Consider the following 19804-nt stretch of genomic DNA (forward strand, 5'->3'; position numbering starts at 1 on the left):
AGCAATGCTGAAAAATTGCTTAGGCAATATATAGAGTTAAACTGCCTCAGGTAGGTTGGATGTAAGATTAAACAAAGTAGGCCATATCCAGATTTTTTTCAAGCTAAACAAGCTAGGATAGTCAAAACAGTTAGTGGTTATTATTTGATGATTAGTTTTACTTCATCAGAGTTAGTATCAGAGAATCCAGTAGGCAAAAAGTGGTTAGGAATAGACGCAGATATACAGATTTTTGTAGCTACTTCAACTGGAAAGTTAATCAAATCTCCTAAGTTTTTATTAAGTAAACTGCGGTAGGGGCAAATGGGCATTCGCCCCGACAATTGCTGCAAAGAAGGCTTAAGAAAAAAAATAAGGGGTCAAATAATTGGTTAAAACTTCTAGAAATAAATTTTTAACAATAAAAGCATTAAAACAACGTAATTTAGATTTATCTTATTAGCTAGTATAAACTACCCGCTAAAATAAAGAGATATCTCAAAATATCAATATCAAATGTCTGCAAACTTTCCCACTGCCGTTTTGATTGACGGCCATTCTCTCGCCTTTCGTTCCTACTATGCTTTTGGCAAAAGTCGTAGTGGGGGCTTAAAAACTTCTACAGGCATTCCCACCAGTGTTTGTTTTGGTTTTCTGAAGTCTTTGTTGGAAGTTATGGAGACTCAAAAACCAGAATATTTAGCGATCGCTTTTGATTTAGGAAAACCTACGTTTCGCCACGAAGCTGACAAAAACTATAAAGCAGATCGAGCAGAAGCGCCTGAAGATTTAATTGTTGATGTGGAAAATTTGCAAGAGATTTTAGGTGCTTTTAATATACCTATAATTACTGCTGCTGGTTATGAAGCGGATGATGTATTAGGAGCTTTAGCGCAAAAAGCTAGTACTGCTGGTTTTCGGGTAAAAATTCTTTCGGGCGACCAAGATTTATTTCAATTAATAGATGTGGAAAAAGGTATTAGTGTTTTACATTTAGCAGCAGGTAAAGGTAGCACTCCTCAAGAGTTTGGTCCTGAAGAAGTTAAGGAAAAATTGGGTATTTTACCGACTCAAGTTGTTGATTATAAAGCTCTTTGTGGAGATGCTTCTGATAATATTTCTGGTGTTAGGGGTATTGGGAAAAAAACGGCAGTTAAGTTGTTGAATGAATATGGTTCTTTAGCGGAAATTTATAGTTCTCTGAATAAAATTAAAGGAGCAAATCAGAAAAAACTTGAAGAGGGAAAAGTTGAGGCAGAGCATTCTCAGTTTATGGCAAGAATTGAAGTAAATGTTCCAATAGATATTGAGATGGAAGATTTGCAGCTCAAAAAAATCTCTCGCTCAGAAATTGAGCCTATTTTGCAAAAGTTTGAATTACAACATTTCTTAAATCAAATCCCTTATTTAGAACAACAGTTTAGTGGGTTGGCGGGAATTCAAGTTTTGCCAGAAGAGTCGGAAAATAAACAAGAAGAAAAATCAGACAATATTTTGGTTGAGGAAGAGAATGATGATTGGTTTTTTAGTACAGAAGATACAAAGGCAGCTCAACAACAAATAACAATAAAATCAGAAATAAAACCTCAAATTATTGATACTCCAGAAAAGTTAAATCAGTTAGTAAATATTTTAAAAGAACAGAAAAATCATGAGACTCCCGTAGCATGGGATACGGAAACTACATCTTTAGAACCACGAGATGCAGAGTTAGTTGGTATTGGTTGTTGTTGGGGAAAAAATATAGAAGATATTGCTTATATTCCCACCGGACATAAAGTAGGAAAAAATCTAGATAAAGGAAAAGTATTAGAGGCTTTAAAACCAATTTTAGAAGGTTCTGATTATCCGAAAGTATTTCAAAATGCCAAATTTGATAGATTAGTTTTTCGCTGTCAAGGAATTAAATTAGCTGGAGTTGTTTTTGACACAATGTTGGCAAGTTATGTATTAAATCCTGGAGCAAAACATAGTCTGGAAGAAATATATATTAGACATCTGAGAACTGCTGGAATAAATTTAAAAAGTTATGATGATGTAGTCTCGAAAAATCAAACTATTGCTGACTTAGATATTCTCAAAGTTACTCACTATTGTGGAACTCAAGTTTTTGTAACATTTCAGTTAGTAGAAAAATTAAGAACAGAATTAGAAAAAGCTGATGAAAATAAACCTCCTGAGAAATCTTTGTACAAATTATTAGTAGATGTAGAACAACCATTAGAATCCGTTTTAGCAGAAATGGAATATCTGGGAATTAAGATTGATATTGAATATCTCAAGAAATTCTCAGTCCAACTGAAAAAAGATTTAGAAGTAATTGAAAAAAGAGCTTTTGAAACTGTAGATAATCGAATTTTACAGGAATATCTCATAACAGAAATTCAAAATATAGAGACTGACTCATTCACTAATCAACAAGAATTAAAAAAAGCAATATCTAGCCCCATACTAAAAGCATATATTACCAAATTATCAAAAGAGCAAAGACAGAAATCAGAAATAATTGAAAGCCAAATCAATCGAGCAGAAACAAGTGATTTTTTAAACCTTAACTCACCATCTCAATTAAGCGAACTACTATTTAATATACTAAATCAAAATCAGAAAAAATCTCGGAAAATTAAGACTGGTTACTCTACAGATGTAGTTGTCTTAGAAAAATTACAAGAAGAAAGTCAACATCATCTCATCATTGATGAAATATTAAATCACCGAACCTTATATAAACTCTTTTCTACCTATGTCGAAGCCATACCAAAATTAGTTCGTACAGATACTCAGAGAGTTCATACAAATTTTAATCAAACTCAAACAGATACAGGACGTTTATCTTCCTCCGAACCAAACTTACAAAATATTCCCATTGGTACAGAATTTTCTAGGCAAATTCGTCAGGCATTTATCCCCAAAAAAGATTGGTTATTAGTCGCCGCAGATTATTCACAAATTGAATTAAGAATATTAGCTCACTTGAGTCAAGAACCAGTATTAATAGAAGCTTATCAAAATAATCAAGATGTACATACAGTCACAGCCAAACTATTATTTGAAAAAGCAGAAATTACATCAGATGAACGTCGTGTCGGTAAGACAATAAACTTTGGCGTAATTTATGGCATGGGGGCACAAAAATTAGCAAGGTCTTTCGGAATAAGTGTCAAAGAAAGTAAACAATTTTTAGACAGATATAAACAAAAATATTCTCAAGTATTTGAGTATTTAGGGAAGTTAAAAAAAGAAGCGATCGCTCAAGGTTATGTAGAAACAATATTAGGTCGTCGGCGTTATTTTGAATTTGAATCTAAAACTATCCGAGATTTAAAAGGTACGGAACCAGAAGAAATTAACCTAGATGAATTTAAACGTTTAAGTCAAAATGATGCTCAACTTTTAAGGGCAGCAGCTAACTCGCCTATTCAAGGTTCAAGTGCAGATATTATTAAAATTGCCATGATAAAATTCCATAAAATATTGGCAAATTATCAGGCAAAATTATTATTACAAGTCCATGATGAATTAGTATTTGAAGTTCCATCATTAGAGTGGGAAGAATTGGAGCAGGTAATTAAATCTACAATGGAAAATGCCATAGATTTAAAAGTACCACTCATAGTAGATATTCATGCAGGAAAAAATTGGATGGAGACCAAATAATACCAGTAGGGGAGTGGAAGAGTAGGGGAGTAGGGAAGTAGGGGAGAAATAAACAATGGCTTTACATAATTTTCTTGGGCGATGCTGATTGATAATGATTTTTAGATTAACATTTCAGCAACGCCTTTTTTTTAGTAGGGGAGTAGGGAGTTGCATGCAATGTCCGTAAAGAGAAATAAACATAATCATAATTAATACCCTTCTAGGGTGCTAATTATCAAAAAGACGATCCTGTTTGTGTTAATTAATTAATAATTGAAGTGCTACCTAAGAGACTCTTTGTAAAAGGAATAGGTATCTCCAAAAAAATCAAAAATAAAATCAATTATTATCGCTAAATTATCAATTATTTCTCTCTGTTCCCTACTCCCTACTCCCTACTCCCTACTCCCTAAATTATCAATTATTCCTCCCTGTTCCCTGTTCCCTGTTCCCTATAAAAAGTTTTTATTGTGCAAGAGATATGTTAAACTCCTGACTGTAGTTTACTAAGAATCTTTATTTGAGTAAATCTAATGGATACCAAAAAATTAGTTTTAGGTGGAGTTAGTTTGGTATTAGGCAGTGCAATTGTTGCAACTGCTGCCAGTGTTGAACTTAGTGTTGAACAAGAACAAGTAATATGTAAACTTAAAGAGACAGTAGAACAACAAGAAAGAGCTGGCAAAAAACTGGTTTTCTGGCCACTAATTGGAAAAGTGAAAGAAAGAGTAGAAGTTCCTTTTACAGCCAAATTATCTTCTAATACCTCCTACAGTATTTTAGGGGTATGTGATGATAATTGTAATGACTTAAATTTAACCCTTAAAAATCAAAAGGGTGAGAAAATAGCGAATGATAAAAAACAGGATGGAATACCAGTAATCTCTTTTACTCCCACGGAAAACAGTAATTATCGGATTACTGCACGACCAGACAAATGTTCAACTGAAAAATGTGAATTTGGTATGGTTTTATTTGTTCCTAAAAGTGTTGATTTAGATGTGGCCTCTGAGCTGCCAGATGAGTTATATCTATTTAAGTTGTGCCAAGAATAAGCAATAAATTAGTACAGGTAATTCAGTTAAGTTAATATTCTCAGAAAAATTTTGAAAAATAATATAGTTATACGAACAGTTAATGTTTTTTGTTTGACCAATACTCAGACAGTGAAAAATGCAATAATATTTCTCAAAGTGAAATACAAGTTGTTAAACAAAATTAGAAACAAGCTTTATTTGTTAAATTGTATAGAAATATGTGAGAAATAAGCCTGGATAGTTAATCTAACTAAAATTTTACTGTCAAAAAAATTTTTATTGAATGGGGATTGGACTTAATCTCTATTGATCATCTGATTTAAACAAAAAAACTAGTATTAATACTACATCTGGTTTGGATAGGTTATATCATGTCCGGTTGAATACTTATAAATAAACAACGGAGTCCTCAGGTAGGGGATCTGTCGGATTGGCGACTTACAGGAGTCAGCAGAGAAGAAAGAAGAAAAAAGAAGTAAAGAGGAGAAAGTTTTTTTGATCACTAATTATCCGGACATGATATTACTCATCAGATTAGAAAACAGAAAAAAATTATAAATCTGTTTGATCGACTGGAATTAGTATAATATTGACTTAACGCTTAGGAACTGCTGAAAAAATAAAATTAAAAGAAAATAATATTTTAGATGTAGTTACCAATATTCTAATCCTATGCTCAGTAGTAATCTAAGGATAAAGAATTTATACTAATCCCGATCAATTAAAGTATTAGTAGTATTGCCAAAAAAAATATATTATGGTATCTAGGAAAAACTTCACTGTACATAATTAATCCTCGGAAGTAATGAAATAATTTTGACTAACAAGGCCGTTATGAATATTAGATTAAAATAAAATATACTATATGATTATGGCCAAGGAATACCAGTAGAGATGTCTTTAACTTCTACATCAAAAAAACAGTCTATGATCCGAGAGAAAACCGGATCAAAAAATCTGTCTAGTAACATAGGAATCAGAAAAAAAATATGTTTTGGCTATATATTACCAATAAGCATTGCGACTTTAGGAATACTTACAGGGCGGATATTTGAGTTGAATAATAAACATCAAATTAGAGGACAAATAGAGGAAGCTCAAGAACAAGTAGATTTGCTTACAAAACTCACAACAAAAGCATTGAAGATCAACATAATTCAAAAAGAGCGGCCAAAATCCCTTAATGACCGGAAAGTTTTAGAAGCAAAAATATCCCAAGAATTATCAAGTATTTATGAGATTAATACTATTTTTAAACAACTTCAATTAATACCAGAAACCGGAGATGAAAGTATAGAGAAAAAATATTATATTCCGCTTCAAGAATTTATTCAGAGTTATCTGAATCCTTTGACAGTATATCTTCAAGGATTGGAAAATTTAGTTCAAGAAATTAAACAGATTCCTCCTAAAACAACAATAGAAGTAGAGAGTTTGTCATCAGCATCACTTAGTAAAATTAATAATAGTGAAGTAGCAATAAAACTAGAAAAATTATCGCAAGATTCAGAGAATTTAACTACACTATTTAATCAGAGAGTAGAACAAGGATTTAGAGATTATCAAAAAACAGAAGCATTAGGAATTAAAATATTAATAGGTAGCCTACTGCTATCGATAATTATTGCAGTAATGATGGCTATCTATACCAGCAGATCCATTGTAACTCCCCTCAAAGATATAATCAAAGTTGCCCAACAAGTGACAGAAGAAGCTAACTTTGAACTCCAACTTACTGTCACTACAAAAGATGAAATAGGACAATTAACCTTATCTCTAAATGAATTAATTGATAAGGTGGCAAAATACACAGAACAACTCCAGGAAGCTAAACTGAAAGCAGAAGCAGCAAACCGTTCTAAAAGTGCTTTTTTAGCTACTATGAGCCATGAACTTCGTACACCTTTAAATGCTATTATTGGATATAGTGAAATTCTTTATGAGGAAGCTGAAGACGCAGGATATCAAGATTTTATGCAGGATCTAGATAGAATTAGGATTGCAGGTAAACACCTTCTAGAAATGATTAGTGATATCTTAGACATTTCCAAAATTGAAGCAGGTCAAGTAACACTTTATTTAGAAAGTATTGAAGTTGAAAAGTTAGTTCAAGATGTAGTTGGTACAGCGAAAAATCTCACAGAAAAAAACCGTAATACCTTCAAATTACTTTTAGGAGAAAATTTAGGTACAATGTATGCGGATATGCCAAAAGTGAGACAAGTACTGATAAATTTATTGGGTAATGCAGCTAAATTTACAGAAGATGGTTTGATTACTCTGAGTGTGGAAAGAGTAAATAATAAGAAGTTGAAAAATTATCAAAATCAAAATTTACAGTCCTTTAATAGTTCAAATGGTTACATAGTTTTTCGGGTGATCGATACTGGTATTGGTATGACAGAAGACCAGTTAAAGCATATATTTCAACCTTTTACTCAAGCAGATGCTTCTACAACTCGTCGGTATGGTGGTACTGGTTTAGGGTTGGCAATATGTCAACGTTTATGTGAAAGGATGGGGGCAAGAATTTACGTTAAAAGTAAATCAGAGGAAGGTTCTACATTTACTGTTTGGTTTCCAGAAAAAGTAATGATCTGATTGGTATTTGACTTTGGTAAATATTCTAGGATGAAATACAAACAGTTAAGTTTAATCAAAGTAATACTCAAGGTTGAATACCCTATAATAAAAAACGGTTTTTTCTACTAAAATTTTGGGGTTGCACATTATGGAATGATATTGCCAAAAATTAGTTTAGACTTTGACTAAAAAAAACCTAATATCAATCATTCTAGCAATTGATTAATCCAAAATCCTGTTCATCAAAAATCTAAAATCATTCGTCACTATGCAACGCGAGTTTTTCAATGCAAGAAATACCTTTCTCAATCTCAACTGAAATGACTATATATAAAATAATGAGAGCAAAGGTTGATATAGCAAAGTACCTCATAAAAAGATTGTTAAGTCACTGTTTGTTTTCCAGAAAGAGTACGGTATTAAATTTAAATACTCTAGGATAAAAAAAATTAGTTAAATTTCATTAAAGTAACACCCAAGGGTGAATACCCTATAATAAAAAACGGTTTTTTCTACTAAAAATTCTGCAACAAAGCCAGTTAAAATTAAAGAAAAACAGACTAAAGAAAAACAAAAAAATATGCAACTAAATAATCCTAACCAATTTACAGAAAAAACTTGGGAAGCTATATCCCGTACCCCTGACATCGCTAAAACCTCTCAACAACAACAAATCGAAACCGAACACTTAATGAAAGCTTTGTTAGAACAAAATGGACTCGCAACCAGTCTATTTAACAAAGCAGGAATCTCAACTTCTAGAGTACAAGAATACACAGATACATTTGTTAGTCGTCAACCCAAAGTTAAAAATACACCCAACAATATCTACTTAGGTCGTAGTCTAGACTCCTTATCAGACAATGCCGAAAAATATCGTCAAGAATATGGAGACGAATATATCTCCGTCGAACATTTCATGCTTGCTTATCTCAAAGACAATCGCTTTGGTAAAAATCTCTATCAAGAATTTAAACTAGATGAAGCCAAACTTAAAGAAACTATTTCCCAAGTTAGAGGCAACCAAAAAGTAACAGACAAAAACCCAGAAGGTAAATACGAAGCTCTGGAAAAATATGGTCGCGACCTGACAGAATTTGCTCGCGAAGGTAAACTCGACCCTGTTATTGGACGCGATGATGAAATTCGACGCACTATTCAAATACTCAGTCGTCGCACCAAAAACAACCCAGTATTAATAGGTGAACCTGGAGTCGGCAAAACAGCGATCGCCGAAGGTCTCGCCCAACGTATTATTGCTGGAGATGTTCCACAGTCTCTGAAAGAACGTCAACTCATTGCCCTAGACATGGGTGCTTTAATTGCTGGTGCTAAATTTAGAGGCGAATTTGAAGAGCGTCTGAAAGCTGTTCTCAAAGAAGTCACAGACTCAGACGGTAAAGTTATCTTATTTATAGATGAGATTCACACAGTTGTTGGAGCAGGGGCAACCCAAGGTGCTATGGATGCAGGCAATCTCCTCAAACCAATGTTAGCTAGAGGCGAACTCCGCTGTATTGGAGCAACAACTCTCGATGAGTATCGTAAATATATTGAAAAAGATGCTGCCTTAGAACGTCGTTTCCAACAAGTTTATGTCGATCAACCCAGTGTAGGAGATACCATCTCAATTTTACGGGGTCTCAAGGAACGTTATGAAGTACATCACGGCGTGAAAATCTCCGATAGTTCCCTCGTCGCTGCTGCTACTCTGTCCACTCGCTATATTAGCGATCGCTTTCTACCAGACAAAGCGATAGATCTTGTAGACGAAGCTGCGGCTAAACTGAAAATGGAAATTACCTCCAAACCAGAAGAACTTGACGAAATTGACCGCAAGATCCTGCAACTAGAAATGGAGAAGTTATCACTGCAAAAAGAAAGTGATGCTGCTTCCAAAGAAAGGTTAGAGAGACTAGAAAAAGATTTAGCAAACTTGAAAGAAGGGCAACGCACCCTAAATGCTCAGTGGGAATCAGAAAAAGGCATCATTGGTAAAATTCAGACCCTCAAGGAAGAGATGGATAAAGTCAATATTGAGATTCAGCAAGCAGAGCGAAATTATGACCTCAACCGTGCTGCTGAGTTGAAATACGGTAATCTGATTAATCTACAAAAACAAGTAGAAGAAGCAGAAACTAAACTCGAAGCAACTCAAACCAGTGGTCAAACTTTGTTGCGGGAAGAGGTGACAGAAGCAGATATTGCTGAAATTATTTCTAAGTGGACTGGTATTCCCATCAGTAAGTTGGTGGAGTCAGAAAAAGAGAAGCTGCTACACCTCGAAGAAGAATTACATCAGCGAGTTATTGGTCAGGATGAGGCAGTAACTGCTGTTGCTGATGCTATTCAGCGATCACGTGCAGGTTTAGCAGATCCCAACCGTCCAGTGGCGAGTTTTATTTTCCTCGGTCCTACTGGTGTTGGTAAAACAGAATTAGGAAAAGCATTGGCAGCATATTTATTTGACACTGCAGATGCGATGGTACGCATTGATATGTCTGAGTATATGGAAAAACATTCTGTTTCTCGTTTAATAGGGGCACCTCCTGGATATGTTGGCTATGATGAAGGGGGTCAATTAACTGAAGTTATTCGTCGTCGTCCATATACAGTTATTTTGTTTGATGAAATTGAAAAGGCACACCCAGATGTGTTTAATATTATGCTGCAAATATTAGATGATGGGCGAGTGACTGATTCTCAAGGTCACACAGTTGACTTTAAGAATAGCGTAATTATTATGACGAGTAATATTGGTTCTCAGTATATTTTAGATGTCACTGACGATCATGAGCAAGTACAGAGTCGAGTCATGGAAGCGTTGCGTGCTGCTTTCCGTCCAGAGTTTCTCAACCGTATTGATGAAACTATTATTTTTCAAGGGTTGCAGAAAGAGCAGCTGCGGAAAATTGTGCAATTACAAATTGTGCGTCTAGAGAAACGGTTAGCTGAACGAAAAATTTCACTGAAGCTTGCTGATGCTGCTGTTGACTTTTTAGCAGAAGTTGGCTATGACCCTGTATATGGTGCTCGTCCATTAAAGCGGGCAATTCAGCGAGAGTTAGAAACGCAAATTGCTAAGGGTATTTTGCGTAGTGAATTTAATGATGGTGACACTATTTTTGTGGATGTTGAAAATGAGCGACTTTCATTTCAACGGTTGCCATTGGAGTTGGTGACAGCTAAATAGAAGAGTGTGGGGAGAGGGGGGAGAGCTTTGACTTAGTTGACAACTAACGTTATAAAGCAGTATAATACGATAGTTATCTCTGGCCATTGAAAATACAGTCGTCAACTCAAAAAAGAGCTAAAAATATGTACAAGTCAATTCGTACAAAGCTCAAACTAAATAATCAGCAGAAAACCCTCTTAGCTCAACACGCAGGTTATTCAAGATGGTGTTATAACTGGGGTTTAAGTTTATGGAATGCTGCTTATCAAGATGGTTACAAACCAAATATTCGTAGGCTCAGAGAGGTTTTTACTAACCACACAAAGCCTTTATATCCTTGGATGAAGAACTTGTCATCCTGGTTGTGACAAGACCAGGGCAAACGCATCTCGTCAATAAACTAGGGGTAATTATCAATAAACCGGGTTTTATTGCGCTTGTTGACAATAGACTTTCAACATATAGTGTCTATAAAATAAAATAAACACTACATATAGGGAACGGCAAAATAAGATGCGTTTGCCCTGGTGACAAGACAAGGAAGACAAGGAGATAAGATTGAGAACCTTTAGCAAAGATTTGTTGGCCCTGTTTTGTTTTACGGTTATCCCAGTATTCTTTGAGACTGGCATCATCGGGAGAATTTGTTCCTTGTATCTGATTATGCCCAACTTACCTCTTTTGGGTAGCTTGACTGAGCTAATCAGTTGTTCTAATCCATGTAATATCATGTCCGGATAATTAGTTATAAAAAAACTTTCTCCTTCTTCTCCTGTTGTTCTTCTTTATTACCTCTTTCCTCCTGACTCCTGAGGACTGACTCCTGAGGACTCCGTAGTTATTTATTTATCACTGTTTAACCGGACATGATATAAGCCTATATTGGTGAGCAATGGACTAATTACTCCTCCTTGGGGGGTTCCTTCATGTGTTGGGTTGTATATTCCTTTGTCAATGTATCCTGCCTTCAACCACTGCTTGATTGTTTTCCTAGCTGGATGTGTTCCAACTAAGTTGAGGATGGTTTCGTGGCTTACATTATCAAAGAATCCTTTGATGTCAGCATCTAGAACCCATGTGTCTGTACCTTGATAGAGCTTTAGAAAGCATTGAGCTATGGATCGTGGCAACTTCTACCAACTCTAAAACCGTAAGAGTTAGCTTCAAATTGGCTTTCCCACTCAGGTTCTAATGAGTGTTTAACTATTGTTTGAAGCACTCTGTTTCCTATGGTAGGGATTCCGAGTGGCCGCTTCTTACCGTTGGCTTTTGGAATGTACACTGTAGGGTTTTCCCTGTTGTATCGGTTAAAGTTCACGAAGTAGTTAGGATGGCTACCTTTTCTGCATCTTGGCTTGGGTTTGTTGGAAACGAGGGGTATATTTCGGCAAGGTTGACTACAGAATATACAAGTCAAATTTGTCCGAATTGTGGAATATATACAGGTAAAAAAAACCTATCTGAATGTACTAATAAATGCCGTGAATGTCACTACGAAATCAACTGTGATGTGGCAGCAGCAAAAGTAATTTGTCATCAAGGTGTCACTGCGGTCGGGCAGACCGTGGTTCAACAAATTGACGCTCGTTGGCCTACTGTCGGGAGTTGGAAACAATCTAGATAAGTGCCACTTAAGCATTAAACCTAAATCGTGAGGTTTGGGAATCCCTCGTTATAATCGAGCGATTTAACGAGGGAGGATGTCAACTAGAGCAAACCATCATTATCCATTAGATATTTTGCCACCTTATTAATAGAGGTACGAATTTGGGGATCGCGTCCGCCACGACTATCAATTACAGTAATTACATACACTTCACCATTAATACTTAATCCTAAAGTAGTACCCAGAGCGCGAGAATTTTCTCCCGTCTTTTCACCAAGCCACTTAACTTCTGGCAATTCTTCTAGGGCAGCATATCCCAATAACCTATCCTTCTGACGGGCTAAGGCTTCTATCAATACATCAGAATTTGGATACTCATAATTATATATTGAAACCATCATGTCTGTCAGTTCGTTGCTAGTCAGGGTATTGCGACCTTTACCAGGATTTTTGGGCATGATCCGGTTACCCATCAGTTTGTAGTTGACACTCATCACTTTGTAGCCATCGTCTTTGAGAACTTTATTAATATAAGGTTGTCCTAAATAATCAATAAGTTGATTTGTGGCAATATTGCTACTGTGGTCAATCATTTGCCCAACCAAAGTTTTGAGGGGATAGGGTTTTCTTGCCCTAATTTCTGAGGCATCTTCGGTAAAGTTTCCCCTACTCACATATATAGGAGTATCTAAACTGATATTTTCTTTGGATACTTTCTGCATTGTTGCTACAGCAATTGGAACTTTAATTAAACTAGCAGGACTAGCGGGTGGTTTATTCCCGTTTAGGTCTAAACATTCTCGCCGGAGGTTACAAATAGCGATCGTTGCTCTGCTAGATAGACCACTATCTTTACGAATTTTCTCTAAAAAGTTTGATTTGGTTAGATTTAATTGATAAGAAGAATCATCTAGACTACGCTTGTATTCCTCGATCTTTTTAGTAGTTTTTTTTGCTATAAATGAATCGGTGGGAATTGCTTCTAAATTATAAATAGCTTGTTGCCAGAGGTGTTTTTCTGTTTCTCTAGTTTTGACAGTTGCATTTGGCGTTCCTCCTACTTCTGATGCTTGATTGCCAAGGGCTAATGCTTGATTCCAGTTATCATTTGCTCGTTGTTCAATTAATATTTGAACTTCAATTTCTTGTAATTTTTGTAGTAAGTTTTGTTGCTTTTCTAATACACTGTTATTCTGATCAGAAAAGAATAATGGCTTTCTGGGAGTAGGTAGAGATTCTAATTTCGCAACTGTGCGATCGCGCAGCTCATAGAGTTCTTGTAAAGACTGAGTATAAGATTCTTCTGCCCAGGAAATCTCTATACTCCCAATTGAAATTATAGTAATACTAGCTATTGTTGTTAAAGTGCTAGTCAGAATATATCTGATTTTTAGTCTTCCGTGCATTGAATTTGCCCCACACAAATAAATAATTTTCTGCTGACCAATAAAAATACAATCTTTTAATCTTTACTGTATCAACTTGTCTAACTGAATACAAATATATAGTCTTTTTTATTATATTTTAGTGGTTTTGTCAACTCCTATTAATCTTTTAACAAAGTAAGCAGCAGAAAAGAGATAATAGAGTTGTTGGGAAATAACTTAGGTTAGGAAAAAATTAAAATGAAAATTTGATATATTTGCTTAGTAATTTAATTATTTATGCTGCTATTAGGTATAAGTTCCAGCCATCCAGTTGCTGTTAGCATTAATTTGTCATCAAAATCATAATTGTGATTACGGTAAATCTGACTGACAACTCAATAACGTTTGATACCCTTGATTCGCATTTTCACATACCACCCTTGATTGGCTCAATTTCCGATTTTCCGACACTATTAAAATCCGATATCTGGGTTGATTGGGTTCCAGGGCAATCATACGACGTTGGGAAATTTGGGTCTCAACAATCTCATCTTACTCCATTAAATTTATCCGATCAGGATAGAGGAGTTTCTGATGGTGCGAAAGATACTTTTTCTTCTGTTGATAATGTTGTTTTACAGCTAACAGCTAATACATTAAAAAAAATATCGCTAAAAGCATGGAGGAAATTTTTAAAATGGGCAACTTGCTACAGATGACAGAAACTCAGAAAAGATTATTCTGATTCATGATTATTCACCGAAAAATTGGGTTTGAAGCCTCGCCCTGATAGGACTACTTTTTAACTTGTTTTTATTTGATAAATATACTATAATAACTGTATATAACATTTCCCAAGAAGTGTGAGGTACAAAATTCCGGCGTTGGTGAAAAGAGGTATGATATCTTGTCCGAATAAGAGCGCAAACAAAAAACTTTCTCCTTCTACTACTCTTTCTTCTTCTTTCTTTCTTTCCTCCTGACTCCTGACTCCTGACTCCTGACTCCTAAATAATTAAGATTAATATCATACATTAATTCACCAACACCAAAATTCCTTTGTTTTAGGGTACACAGAATATGGAATAGAATAGAAACCAAGATGGATGTACCTCATTAGTCTGAGAAACGCTATAGTTTAGATTAAAATTATCAAAGCTAGATTTAAGTATCGCATTTATCCAACACCAAAAAAAATACCAATGAGCAAAGCTATTTGTTTGTGTGCGTGTGGTTTGGAACTATGATCTAGCTTGTTGTCAAAACAAGTATAAATGAGGATTGAATCAACAGATTAATTCTGAACTATAAAAGCTGTTTATTACTCAACCAAAAAAGACGGAAAATAGGGAATGGTTATCAAAACTTTCGGGGTTGCACATTAAAGAATGATAATAGATTTTAAACTGTACATATATTTAGGAAAGAATAATCCAAAAATATCTACTTTCGGATTTCATCATTCCTGATTGTGCAATGGCAAACTTTCTATTGTCCTATTGCAATCCTATTTTATTCGTGTCAAAAATCTTACTGCTTTTTAGGGAACTGGGAACACTTAACTGGGAACACTTAACTGGGAACAGGGAATAGGTAAGAGTTTCAGTGTTTTTATTTACTTTTTGATTTGTCACGATCTATTTAGGATTGCTATATGACAACAGTCATTGAATGATTTAAACCGCCGTTCGTATTTTTAACCCTTAATTAGACCTACCTACTTAGGCGACTTTTATAGTTTATAGTATAGTTGAAGAAGCCTAAAAGTATTCAACCGCTTATTTATACAAATAAATTAATTACTAAACTCAAATGACTCAATCCTTAGTTACTCCTACCCAAACTCCTCTCTTAGGCTTATCTTTATCTGAGTTAACAGAGTGGGTACAACAGCAAGGACAACCTGCTTATCGAGGCAAACAATTATATCAATGGATATATCAAAAAGGGGCTAAGTCTCTGGCAGATATCACTGTATTTTCTAAACAATGGCGCGAGGAGATTAAGCATTTTCCCATTGGTCGATCTGCCATACATTACCGCTCTGTTGCTCCAGACAAAACGGTTAAATATCTGCTGCAACTATCAGACGGTAATATTATTGAAACTGTAGGTATTCCTAGCCATAAACGTCTAACTGTATGTGTTTCTTCTCAGGTGGGTTGTCCGATGGCTTGTGATTTCTGTGCTACTGGAAAAGGAGGTTTTACGCGGAACCTAGAAGCATACGAAATTATCGACCAGGTGCTGACTGTGCAAGAAGATTTTGAGCGACGAGTTAGCCATATTGTGTTTATGGGAATGGGGGAACCGTTGCTGAATACTAAAAATGTCTTGGCTGCTGTTAGGTCCCTGAATCAAGATGTGGGTATTGGACAACGTAATATAACTATCTCAACTGTGGGAATTCGCGATCGCATTCGTCAATTAGCCGAACATAAACTGCAAGTGACTCTCGCTGTTAGTCTTCATGCTTCTAATCAAAGATTGCGGGAACATCTGATTCCTAGTGCTAAATCTTATCCTTTAGGGGATTTGATAGCAGATTGTCGTGAATATGTCAACCTCACAAAGCGAAGAATTAGTTTTGAGTATGTGATGTTAACGGGTTTTAATGATTTACCAGATCATGCTAAAGAATTAGCTAAAAATCTACGGGGGTTTCAGTGCCATGTTAATTTAATTCCCTATAATCCTATTAGTGAAGTTGACTATCAAAGACCAACAGGAGAAGATATCAACGCTTTTGTTAATGCTCTCGAAGAAAAACATATTGCAGTTAGCGTTCGTTATTCTCGTGGTTTAGAAGCTGATGCCGCTTGTGGGCAATTACGGGCGTCGCGGGTTAGTGGTGTAGGGGAGTAAGGGAGTGGGGAGTGGGGAGTAGACACGGGGACGCGGGGACGCGGGGACGCGGGGATGGAGGCTTTGAATTTATGATTACAGTACTTTTTAGGATAGTGAGGTACAGCTATAAGACTATTTATATTATGTCCGGATAAACACTAACTGTAAAGTCATTGCGACTGGAACGGAGTGGAAGGAAGCAATCTCCTAATATCATGTTCGGATAAACACTAACTATAAAGTCATTGCGACTGGAACGGAGTGGAAGGAAGCAATCTCAAGAGTTTGAGGTATCTCTTCCATCTATATCCTAATCATAACTATTCAACCGAACATGATATTACACTTAGGAGGAAGGAAGGCAGAAGGAAAAGAAAGATTCAAAGGGGATAAGTTTTTTTATCACTAATTATCCGGACATGATATAAGTCCCTGAGATTGCTTTCCTGACGGAATGCTCCGCAAACGCTGCCGCTCGCAATGACAACTATTCAACCGGATTTTATATCCCACATTCCGCACTCCCTCACTCCTACCTCTGACTTTCCTACGGAATACTGCGCAAACAGGTAGAGAGAGGTACTGATAACTGATAACTGAAATGACGCGGACTAATTTTCTAATTTCTGCAATTTCTTCTTTGCCCACTCTCGCAGTTGTTCGTTTGGGTCATTTTCTGCTCTGTCTTGTAATAGTGGGAGGGTTTGCGGATGGTCTGGGTAACGTTTGACTATTGCTTTTAGTGCAATTTGTCGAGGGTTAAATTCGCTGAGTTTATTATAGTTTTCACTTTCAAAAGAGTCATGGTCTTCGACCTCCCTAATAAATTCATAGAGGGAGTCGTTGTAGTCGTAATTGCTCAACAAGTTAAACCTGACAAACTCTAGAGCTAGTCGAAGGTTTTCTTCAACATCAAGATGGTTTTCAAAAGGGTCATTTGTAGCGCATTCGTGAAGCAAAGGTAAAGTTTCTGGATGACGTTTCCAACCTTTGGCTATTTGGTCCAATGCTTCTGAGCGTACCTGCCAATCATCATCAGACTGTGCTAATTGTTTAAGCAAAGGTAAAGTTTCTGGACGACGTTTCCAACCTATGACTATTTGTTCTACTGCTCCAACTTTTACTTGCCAATCATCATCAGACTGCACTAATTGTGTGAGCAAAGGTAAAATTTCTGGGTGACGTTTCCAACCTCTAACTATTTGTTGTACTGCTACTATTCGTACATCCCAATTGCTATTGAGCTGTATCCATTGTGTGAGCAAAGGTAAAATTTCTGGGTAATGTTTCCAACCAGTAGCTATTCGTTGTACTGCTACTGCTCGCACAAAACGATCATTATCAGACTGCACTAATTGTTTGAACAAAGGTAAAGTTTCTGGGTTATGCTTCCAACCTCTAAATATTTGTCGTACTGCCTCAAACCGCACCTGCCAATTATTATCAGAATGCGCTAATTGTTTGAGCAAAGGTAGAGTTTCTGGATGATGTTTCCAACCCCTAGCTATTTGCTCTACTGCTACTGCTCGGACATCCCAATTAACATTTAACTTTACAGATTCTTGAAGCATCGGCAGAGTTTCTGGGTGGTGTTTCCAACCTCTAACTATTTGTCGTACTATTTCAAATCGCACCTGCCAGTTGTTATCAGACTGTACTAATTTTTTGAGCATAGGTAAAATTTCTGGCTCATCTTTCCAACCAGTAGCTAATTGTTTAACCGCTTCTTCTCGTACATTTGAATTATCATCAGAATGCGCTAATTGTTTGAGCATGGGTAAAATTTCTGGCTCATCTTTCCAACCAGTAGCTAATTGTCGAACCGCTTCTCGTCGCATAAACCTATCATCAGACTGTACTAATTGTTTGAGCATAGGTAAAATTTCTGGCTCATCTTTCCAACCAGTAGCTAATTGTCGCACCGCTTCTCGTCGCATAAACCTATCATCATCATCAGACTGTACTAATTGTTTGAGCATGGGTAAAATTTCTGGCTCATCTTTCCAACCAGTAACTAATTGTTGCACTGCTTCTTCTCGCACCTGCCAATTATAATCAGACTGTACTAATTGTTTAAGTATGGGTAAAATTTCTGGCTCATCTTTCCAACCAGTAGCTAATTGTTTAACCGCTTCTGGCGGCAAATACTTATCATCAGACTGTACTAATTGTTTGAGCATAGGTAAAATTTCTGGCTCATCTTTCCAACCAGTAGCTATTTGTCGAATTGCTTGTCCTCGCACAAAACGATCATCATCAGACTGTACTAATTGTTTGAGCATAGGTAAAGTGTCTGGCTCATTTTTCCAACCAGTAGCTAATTGTCGAATTGCTTCTTGTCGCACAAAACTATCACCATAAGACTGTACTAATTGTTTGAGCATAGGTAAAGTTTCTGGCTCATTTTTCCAACCAGTAGCTAATTGTTTAACCGCTTCTTGTCGCACATTTGAATGATCATCAGAATGCGCTAATTGTTTGAGCATAGGTAAAGTTTCTGGCTCATTTTTCCAACCAGTAGCTAATTGTTTAACCGCTTCTTGTCGCACCTGCCAATCATAATCAGACTGTACTAATTGTTTGAGCATAGGTAAAATTTCTGGCTCATTTTTCCAACCAGTAACTAATTGTTGCACTGCTTCTTCTCGCACATCTGAATTATGATCAAATTTTATCCTTTGTTTGAGCCAAGTATAAGTTGAATGGTCATCCTTCCAGGTTGCAGCCACCACTTCTACAGCTTGAGTACGAATTTCACGAACTAGGTCTTCCTCCTTGCTATAAGATTCATAAAAATAATCAAGATCATACGCAGTCAAATCTTTTAACTTATTTAATAACCTAGATACCACATCACCAACACTATGACGACTCCTCACCTCAAACAAACACTTGCCAGCCAAAAATAAATTCACAAACTTTTCCTCTTCCCCATCTTGCTCCATCAAATAACTAATAATTTCTCCCACAAATTTAGTATCTATCATGCCAGCAATTAACCGCAAGACTTCATGCCATTTTTCATCCTGCCAATGGCTCCCAAAAATATCATTTGTCAATTCATATATCGAAATATTCTGAGTTTCCTTAAACTGCCAAACAAATTCCCAAGCACAAAAATATTCCAAAAAAGTTCTATGCACAAAAGCATAATATTCAGCCCCAACAAAACACAGAATAAAATTCCTACTCCGCAACTGTTCCATCAACGCCCTAGCCACAGTTCTTGCATCATTAATCTCTACACTTTTGAGATATTCTCTAATAATCCTTTCTAAATCTTTTTCCTGAATCAAATTACCAGCCAAACCTGCCTCATTTTCCTGCATAAAAAAAGCTATCCGACGCAATATTTCCTGCTTATCTTTATAGTCAATAGCAACTTGTTCAATTTTCGCATCCATTAATTTTCCTTCCACATCCCACTGCTGTAATAAAACCCGCGAAGCTTGATTATAAAGTTCGGCTCTATCTCTCGGCAATTCTTGATTCCGATTTAGAATAGCCATCATTGTTAATAACAGAGGATTTCCCGACAATTCTTTAATAGCTGGAGAATCCTTAATTGCCC

At 36.0% G+C, this 19804-nt stretch carries 14 protein-coding genes and 1 pseudogene; 10 read left to right on the top strand and 5 right to left on the bottom strand.

The features are described 5' to 3' along the window. The first annotated feature begins 147 nt into the window (after positions 1-147). The 6 genes from F6K06_RS22535 (at position 148) to F6K06_RS22560 (ending at position 10781) form a co-directional block, all read left to right on the top strand. Positions 148-297, top strand: coding sequence for a hypothetical protein (locus F6K06_RS22535; RefSeq protein ID WP_161564931.1), 150 nt, complete (start codon positions 148-150; stop codon positions 295-297). Positions 298-495: 198 nt separating this feature from the next. Then, entirely contained in the window at positions 496-3636 is a 3141-nt protein-coding gene (locus tag F6K06_RS22540) for a DNA polymerase I (protein WP_287243272.1), read from the top strand. Between the two features lie 515 nt (positions 3637-4151). Continuing rightward, on the top strand, positions 4152-4673 hold the full coding sequence (locus tag F6K06_RS22545) for a hypothetical protein (protein ID WP_124145714.1): 522 nt from the start codon (positions 4152-4154) through the stop codon (positions 4671-4673). Positions 4674-5711: 1038 nt separating this feature from the next. Next, the gene (locus F6K06_RS22550; RefSeq protein WP_287243274.1) at positions 5712-7256 is read left to right on the top strand and encodes an ATP-binding protein; all 1545 of its coding nucleotides are present in this window, start codon (positions 5712-5714) and stop codon (positions 7254-7256) included. Between the two features lie 562 nt (positions 7257-7818). Next, on the top strand, positions 7819-10431 hold the full coding sequence (gene clpB / locus F6K06_RS22555; RefSeq protein WP_124145712.1) for an ATP-dependent chaperone ClpB: 2613 nt from the start codon (positions 7819-7821) through the stop codon (positions 10429-10431). 125 nt (positions 10432-10556) lie between these two features. Continuing rightward, positions 10557-10781: a helix-turn-helix domain-containing protein gene (locus F6K06_RS22560; protein ID WP_124145711.1), complete on the top strand. Its 225-nt coding sequence runs from the start codon at positions 10557-10559 to the stop codon at positions 10779-10781. A 474-nt stretch (positions 10782-11255) separates the two neighbouring features. Here the strand turns inward: F6K06_RS22560 and F6K06_RS34165 are convergent, their stop codons facing one another. Next, positions 11256-11543 (bottom strand): reverse transcriptase domain-containing protein, encoded by a 288-nt coding sequence (locus F6K06_RS34165; protein WP_339379441.1) that lies wholly within the window; start codon positions 11541-11543, stop codon positions 11256-11258. Further along, on the bottom strand, positions 11528-11731 hold the full coding sequence (locus F6K06_RS34170) for a reverse transcriptase domain-containing protein (RefSeq protein ID WP_338043199.1): 204 nt from the start codon (positions 11729-11731) through the stop codon (positions 11528-11530). Before F6K06_RS34170 ends, F6K06_RS34165 begins: the two co-directional genes overlap by 16 nt. A gap of 12 nt (positions 11732-11743) precedes the next feature. Here F6K06_RS34170 and F6K06_RS22570 point away from each other — a divergent pair, with 12 nt between their 5' ends. Continuing rightward, positions 11744-12037: a zinc ribbon domain-containing protein gene (locus tag F6K06_RS22570; RefSeq protein ID WP_338043200.1), complete on the top strand. Its 294-nt coding sequence runs from the start codon at positions 11744-11746 to the stop codon at positions 12035-12037. 83 nt (positions 12038-12120) lie between these two features. On the opposite strand, the gene F6K06_RS22575 is transcribed toward F6K06_RS22570, so the two are convergent. After that, on the bottom strand, positions 12121-13425 hold the full coding sequence (locus F6K06_RS22575; RefSeq protein WP_124145502.1) for a serine hydrolase: 1305 nt from the start codon (positions 13423-13425) through the stop codon (positions 12121-12123). Positions 13426-13754: 329 nt separating this feature from the next. Here F6K06_RS22575 and F6K06_RS22580 point away from each other — a divergent pair, with 329 nt between their 5' ends. Next, positions 13755-14105: a hypothetical protein gene (locus F6K06_RS22580; protein ID WP_161564577.1), complete on the top strand. Its 351-nt coding sequence runs from the start codon at positions 13755-13757 to the stop codon at positions 14103-14105. A 229-nt stretch (positions 14106-14334) separates the two neighbouring features. Here F6K06_RS22580 and F6K06_RS22585 read toward each other — a convergent pair whose 3' ends face one another. Then, positions 14335-14487, bottom strand: coding sequence for a hypothetical protein (locus tag F6K06_RS22585; RefSeq protein ID WP_161564578.1), 153 nt, complete (start codon positions 14485-14487; stop codon positions 14335-14337). Positions 14488-14598: 111 nt separating this feature from the next. Here F6K06_RS22585 and F6K06_RS34175 point away from each other — a divergent pair. After that, positions 14599-14664 (top strand): annotated as a pseudogene (locus F6K06_RS34175) (helix-turn-helix domain-containing protein); the annotation flags it as partial. Between the two features lie 534 nt (positions 14665-15198). After that, positions 15199-16251: a 23S rRNA (adenine(2503)-C(2))-methyltransferase RlmN gene (rlmN, locus tag F6K06_RS22590; protein WP_124145503.1), complete on the top strand. Its 1053-nt coding sequence runs from the start codon at positions 15199-15201 to the stop codon at positions 16249-16251. Positions 16252-16844: 593 nt separating this feature from the next. On the opposite strand, the gene F6K06_RS22595 is transcribed toward rlmN, so the two are convergent. Beyond that, a partial coding sequence (locus F6K06_RS22595) for a HEAT repeat domain-containing protein (RefSeq protein WP_287243277.1) occupies positions 16845-19804 on the bottom strand: 2960 nt, incomplete at its 5' end.

The sequence above is a fragment of the Okeania sp. SIO1H4 genome, from assembly GCF_010672695.1.
GTDB lineage: Bacteria > Cyanobacteriota > Cyanobacteriia > Cyanobacteriales > Microcoleaceae > Okeania > Okeania hirsuta.

Bases quoted from the DNA above. Each gene is read 5' to 3' on its own strand.
- F6K06_RS22545 (WP_124145714.1), top strand. From the start codon at position 4,152: ATGGATACCAAAAAATTAGTTTTAGGTGGAGTTAGTTTGGTATTAGGC.
- rlmN (WP_124145503.1), top strand. From the start codon at position 15,199: ATGACTCAATCCTTAGTTACTCCTACCCAAACTCCTCTCTTAGGCTTA.
- F6K06_RS22575 (WP_124145502.1), bottom strand. From the start codon at position 13,425: ATGCACGGAAGACTAAAAATCAGATATATTCTGACTAGCACTTTAACA.
- F6K06_RS22570 (WP_338043200.1), top strand. From the start codon at position 11,744: ATGGCTACCTTTTCTGCATCTTGGCTTGGGTTTGTTGGAAACGAGGGG.
- F6K06_RS22535 (WP_161564931.1), top strand. From the start codon at position 148: ATGATTAGTTTTACTTCATCAGAGTTAGTATCAGAGAATCCAGTAGGC.
- F6K06_RS22540 (WP_287243272.1), top strand. From the start codon at position 496: ATGTCTGCAAACTTTCCCACTGCCGTTTTGATTGACGGCCATTCTCTC.
- clpB (WP_124145712.1), top strand. From the start codon at position 7,819: ATGCAACTAAATAATCCTAACCAATTTACAGAAAAAACTTGGGAAGCT.
- F6K06_RS22560 (WP_124145711.1), top strand. From the start codon at position 10,557: ATGTACAAGTCAATTCGTACAAAGCTCAAACTAAATAATCAGCAGAAA.